5 protein-coding genes and 2 pseudogenes are annotated in these 4,543 nt (G+C 50.6%); 1 reads left to right on the top strand and 6 read right to left on the bottom strand.

Going from position 1 to position 4,543, the window contains the following annotated elements; genetic code table 11:
• Nucleotides 1–311: 311 nt before the first annotated feature.
• The 4 genes from ychF to QMD53_06840 form a co-directional block, all read right to left on the bottom strand.
• Nucleotides 312–1,403, bottom strand: a complete 1,092-nt coding sequence (gene ychF / locus QMD53_06855; GenBank protein MDI6800357.1) for a redox-regulated ATPase YchF — start codon at nucleotides 1,401–1,403, stop codon at nucleotides 312–314.
• A gap of 37 nt (nucleotides 1,404–1,440) precedes the next feature.
• A complete protein-coding gene (locus QMD53_06850; protein MDI6800356.1) occupies nucleotides 1,441–1,644 on the bottom strand; it encodes a DUF951 domain-containing protein in 204 nt (67 codons plus the stop codon).
• 133 nt (nucleotides 1,645–1,777) lie between these two features.
• Nucleotides 1,778–2,596, bottom strand: a complete 819-nt coding sequence (locus QMD53_06845) for a hypothetical protein (GenBank protein ID MDI6800355.1) — start codon at nucleotides 2,594–2,596, stop codon at nucleotides 1,778–1,780.
• Nucleotides 2,597–2,716: 120 nt separating this feature from the next.
• Nucleotides 2,717–2,992 carry a nitrous oxide-stimulated promoter family protein gene (locus QMD53_06840; GenBank protein MDI6800354.1) on the bottom strand — a complete coding sequence of 92 codons (276 nt, stop codon included), beginning with the start codon at nucleotides 2,990–2,992 and terminating at the stop codon, nucleotides 2,717–2,719.
• 165 nt (nucleotides 2,993–3,157) lie between these two features.
• Between QMD53_06840 and QMD53_06835 the strand changes: the two are divergent.
• Nucleotides 3,158–4,050, top strand: a pseudogene (locus tag QMD53_06835) (DMT family transporter).
• A 41-nt stretch (nucleotides 4,051–4,091) separates the two neighbouring features.
• Here the strand turns inward: QMD53_06835 and QMD53_06830 are convergent.
• Nucleotides 4,092–4,370 carry a BrnA antitoxin family protein gene (locus QMD53_06830; GenBank protein ID MDI6800353.1) on the bottom strand — a complete coding sequence of 93 codons (279 nt, stop codon included), beginning with the start codon at nucleotides 4,368–4,370 and terminating at the stop codon, nucleotides 4,092–4,094.
• Nucleotides 4,360–4,476 (bottom strand): annotated as a pseudogene (locus tag QMD53_06825) (BrnT family toxin). Before QMD53_06825 ends, QMD53_06830 begins: the two are co-directional and overlap by 11 nt.
• Nucleotides 4,477–4,543 lie beyond the last annotated feature (67 nt).

The raw sequence follows: 4,543 nt of genomic DNA, 5'->3' as shown, positions 1-4,543 counted from the left end.
CGCCATTCACCTTAGGATTCCTCAATAGTAGTTCAAGTTTTCGGGCGCAGTTCGATCCCTCTCCTTTTTGGTTTAGGAATCGAGGCAACTCAACTAATAATATCTCTAACGCTAGGTTGGGCTTACCGCATAATTGATATAAATGATGTTTTATTGAACGCCGCAGGAGTCCTTATTGGGTTTGGTTTCTTCAAAGCATTTAGCCAATGGTATCTAATAGTAATAGACCGATTCAAAATCGAACATACCGAACTCGTAGAATATGTATACAAACTAGCAGACCGTAGAAATTTAGACAAAAACCTGTAACCCTACACCGCAAACTTAAACGTAATCACATCGCCGTCTTTGACGACGTAATCCTTGCCTTCTAACCTCAAGAGCCCCTTCTCTTTGGCGGCGGCAAAGGATCCTGTCTCCAACAGGTCCGTAAAGTAAACAACCTCAGCCTTGATGAAACCCCGCTCCATATCGGAGTGGACCCGCCCAGCCGCCCCCGGCGCCTTGGTCCCCGCCTTAATCGACCAGGCCCGGGCTTCCTTGGGACCGGCCGTAAAGAAGGTGACGAGTCCGAGCAGCTTGTAAGAGGCCCGGATAAATTTACTAAGACCCGATTCGGTGATGCCCATCTCGGCCTTGAAGGTGGCGGCCTCCTCCTCTGAAAGCTCGGCCAGTTCCACCTCTAACTTGGCGCTGACAGCTATCGCCTCGCTCCCTTCGGCCTTGGCAAAACCAAGCACTTTTTGAAAGAGGGGGTTATCCTCGCTCAAGTCACCCTCGGCCACGTTGGCCACGTAGATTATGGGTTTGAGCGTAATCAGGCCGCCCTCCAGGCTTACAAGAGTCTCCTCTTCATCCGAAAGATTTGCGCTTCTGGCAGGAGAGCCCGCCTCCAAGACCACCTTCAGCCGCTCGTATATCCCCTTCATCCTTTCCAATTCTTTGCTTCCTGTTCGAATCTGCTTGGCCGCCTTCTCCAAACGCTTTTCGACCGCGGCCAAATCGGACAGGATGAGTTCAATGTTTATCGTCTCGATATCTGAGAGGGGATCGGCCCCGCCCTCCTCGCGGCTTACGTTTTCATCGCCGAAGCAGCGCACCACGTGGGCGATGACATCGACCTCACGGATGTGAGCCAAAAACTTGTTGCCCAGGCCCTCCCCCTTGCTTGCCCCCTTGACCAACCCGGCAATATCGACAAATTTCATGGTGGCAAATACCGTCTTTTCGCTCTTCATCAGGGCCGATATCTTGGCAAGACGCTCATCTGGCACCTCGGCGATGCCGATGTTGGGATCGATGGTGGTAAAGGCGTAGCTTCCCATTTCGGCCCCGGCCTTGGTGATGGCATTGAAGAGGGTGGACTTTCCGGCGTTGGGTAGCCCGACCACGCCTACCTGCATTTTAAAAGCTCCAAAATCATTGAATGACTCCTTTGGGTTATTCGCTCGAGCTCTGCTTGACGTAACCTTTAAATCTGCGATCGAAATCGTAGCGAAGCAGGCGAACGCTCCGCCCGCAGCCCAAACATTTGAGGCCGACATCCATGCCAACCCTTGTAACCTGCCACTCATTTGCACCGCAGGGATGGCCTTTTTTAAGCTTGACCACATCGCCCTGGCTTATCTTTACGATTTCGACCACAGAGACTCCATTCTTTTAAGAGAGCTAGATTATGTCTCATCTTCAAAGATTTATAAGGAAGGGACAAAGCGAATGAGAGAATCCTTGATACTTTAAAGGGTTGCTTTAAAAGGATGATTTGACGGGATAAAGTCTACTCCCTGTTGCCAAAGACCTTCTTGGCAAGCTCGATGTAGCTGACCTCCTCCTCATCCTTTCTCCAGAGGTCGATGACGGCTCTTGCAAAGGGGACGGCGAACTCGTCTAGGTATCTCGAGGCCCCGCTCTCATCGGCGATGGCAGCGTCGTTTAGATCGCGATAGTTGTCTTCCAAAATGCACTTTAGCTGGTTATCTTCATCCTTAAAATCCTTGCCCATAATCAAATCAATGTCGCCATTGGATATCGTGTATCTCAGCTGCGAGATAAGTTTGATGCCGGCATAGTCCATAACGGACTCGTAGCGATCGAGAACGGAGGAGAGCTGATTTATCTTGACCCGGCCATGATGGGATTGCCTCTCCCCGGTGATCATGGTGTCTATCCCAAGCTCCCAGGCGAGCGGGGCTCGAAGAAGGTGAACGAAGAGATGGCACCCAAGGCAAGGCGAGAAGGAACCGAACCTCTGGATCGATAGCGAATTGAACCTGCCCGAGAGTGCTTGCCAGAGTTCGGGCTCCTCCATAGTGATGGGCTCCAAGACCAGCCAACTCTTGCCGAGCGGAGCAAGCTTCTTGACCCTCTCTTGAAGGTATCTGATGTTTCGGGTAAGGACCATGCGGTCGCCATATTCCACATTCAAATTGACGAAGGTCGGAAGGAGGAGGTCAAACTGGCTCATCTCAAAACCCCTGATCGCAGTGGCCAGACTGTCCTTGCCGGAGATCTCGGCCAAGGCCGGCTTGGTCGCCTTTGCTATCTTGCTTTTTAGCTGCGGGGTTATCTCTTTCCTGATATCGTCGATGAACTTCATAAACGCAGTGGCCCTCCTATGATAAGTTTATAATTTCCAAGTATAACCCAAAATCGGTCCTCAAAAAAATAATCTTGATGAAATCTTGACGGGTTTTTACAGCAAGACGAAGGAGGTGTTCTAAGAAGTCCTCTTCTTGAAGTTATCCAGAAGACGTGAGAGAGCGAGGACTGGATATCGATAGAGCATTCTGGGGCCAGAGAAGCGCATGACCTCTCTTATCCGCCCCCGCATCTTCGGCTCATAACAGGGGGTTTTGCATTTGGCGCAAGCGGGCTTGGACTCTTTGTGGCGGCAGTTTTTAAGTCGAGCATGAGCATAGCTCAAAAGCTCATCGCAATCCTTACAGAGCGCGCCTTTTTGACCGTGACGCCCGCTGCAATAGAGACGAATCATCGCTTAAGATCGTCTCCTCTTCATGCCTTATCCTATCCTTCTTCACGCTCTGTACCGCCCGCTGTTGCTTGCTAGCAACATAAGATTCTATAATTTACGCTCAATACTTTAAAGCGGCTTTTAACCGATTAAAAGAGGAAAGGATGGGCGGGCGTGGATCAGTCGATGGGCACAAAGGAGTGGGCCATCCTCATATTGCTCTCCTTCCTCTGGGGCGGCTCCTTCTTCTTCAACGAGATAGTCCTTCGCGAGCTTGGCCCCTTCACCCTGGTCTTCTTGCGCCTCATTGCGGCCGGGCTCATCCTTGTGTCATTCGTCTACATAACGGGAAATACTTTGCCCGCATCGCCCAAGATTTGGGGGGCCTTCATCGTCATGGGGCTGATAAATAACCTCATCCCCTTCTCGCTGATCGCCCAAAGCCAGCAGTATATCGATAGCGGCCTTGCCGCCATCTTAAACGCCACAACTCCGCTCTCGGCCGTCATCCTTGCCCACTTTCTAACCAAAGAGGAACGACTGACTTTTAGCCGGGCGGGCGGCGTAGTCATCGGGATAGTTGGGGTGGCCGTCCTGATCGGCCCAAGTGCCCTCTCTGACCTTGGCTCGCAGGGGATAGCCCAGCTTGCCACCCTCTTTGCCGCCTTCCTCTATACGGTTGCCGCCATCTTTGCCCGCCGCTTTAAGGGGATGGCCCCGAGATAGTACCGGCTGCCGGAATGCTCTTTTCAGCCGGCCTTCTGATGCTTCCGGTTGCCCTTCTTACCGATTGGCCAAAGAGTTTTGCCATCTCGTGGACTTCAATCCTCTCCATTTCATGGCTGGCTGTCCTTGGCACAGCCATAGCCTATATTTTGTATTTTAGATTGATAAGGATAGTGGGAGCGACCAACCTCTTGCTCGTCACCTTTTTGATACCGATAAACGCTCTGCTGCTCGGCTCAATGGTTCTGGGCGAAAAACTGGGGCTAAATATCTTTTTGGGGATGGGACTCATCTTTGCCGGACTCTTTGCGGTGGATGGCAGAGTTTTTAAGATGTTTGGGAGAAATGGGTGAGAGCATGCAAGTGCGCGCGTGTAATTCGCCCAAATGAATTGCTATGCTTTAGAGTAAGTATCGAGCTCCTCTTCAATGCGCTCGGCCAAAAAAATCTTTACCAGCGATTGATAGGGCACATCCTTTTTGTTCGCCAGCAGCTTAAGTTCCTCAAGCATGGCTTCGGGAAGGCGAAGAGAGATCGTCTTAACCGACGGCTTCAAATTTGGCAGCAAAGTCCTCTTTGCCTTTTTCCAATCAATGAACTCGGTTGAGTCATGGGCTGACCAAAACGCCCTTTCCTCGTCTTCGTTTTTAAACTTTGGTATTTTATTCTTCATGAGTTATATATGCTCCCTTCTCTTTTCGATTCATATCCCTTGCTGATATTACCCGGATTTTATTATTCCGCACAGTAAAAACCAGAAATAAAAATCTTTTAGCATCGGTTTGACCAAGTGGAGTTGGAGTTACCCCGTTTCTGTTGACACCTTAACTACGCACAACGGCTTCT

It is taken from the genome of Actinomycetota bacterium (assembly GCA_030017835.1).
GTDB lineage: Bacteria > Actinomycetota > Aquicultoria > UBA3085 > Oleimmundimicrobiaceae > Yes70-04.
Note: the sequence above shows the minus strand (reverse complement) of the source record. Positions and strands in the feature narration are given on the sequence as shown.

What these genes read in the sequence shown, in the direction of transcription:
- QMD53_06845 (MDI6800355.1), bottom strand. Translation starts at nt 2,596, where the DNA reads ATGAAGTTCATCGACGATATCAGGAAAGAGATAACCCCGCAGCTAAAA.
- QMD53_06840 (MDI6800354.1), bottom strand. Translation starts at nt 2,992, where the DNA reads ATGATTCGTCTCTATTGCAGCGGGCGTCACGGTCAAAAAGGCGCGCTC.
- ychF (MDI6800357.1), bottom strand. Translation starts at nt 1,403, where the DNA reads ATGCAGGTAGGCGTGGTCGGGCTACCCAACGCCGGAAAGTCCACCCTC.
- QMD53_06830 (MDI6800353.1), bottom strand. Translation starts at nt 4,370, where the DNA reads ATGAAGAATAAAATACCAAAGTTTAAAAACGAAGACGAGGAAAGGGCG.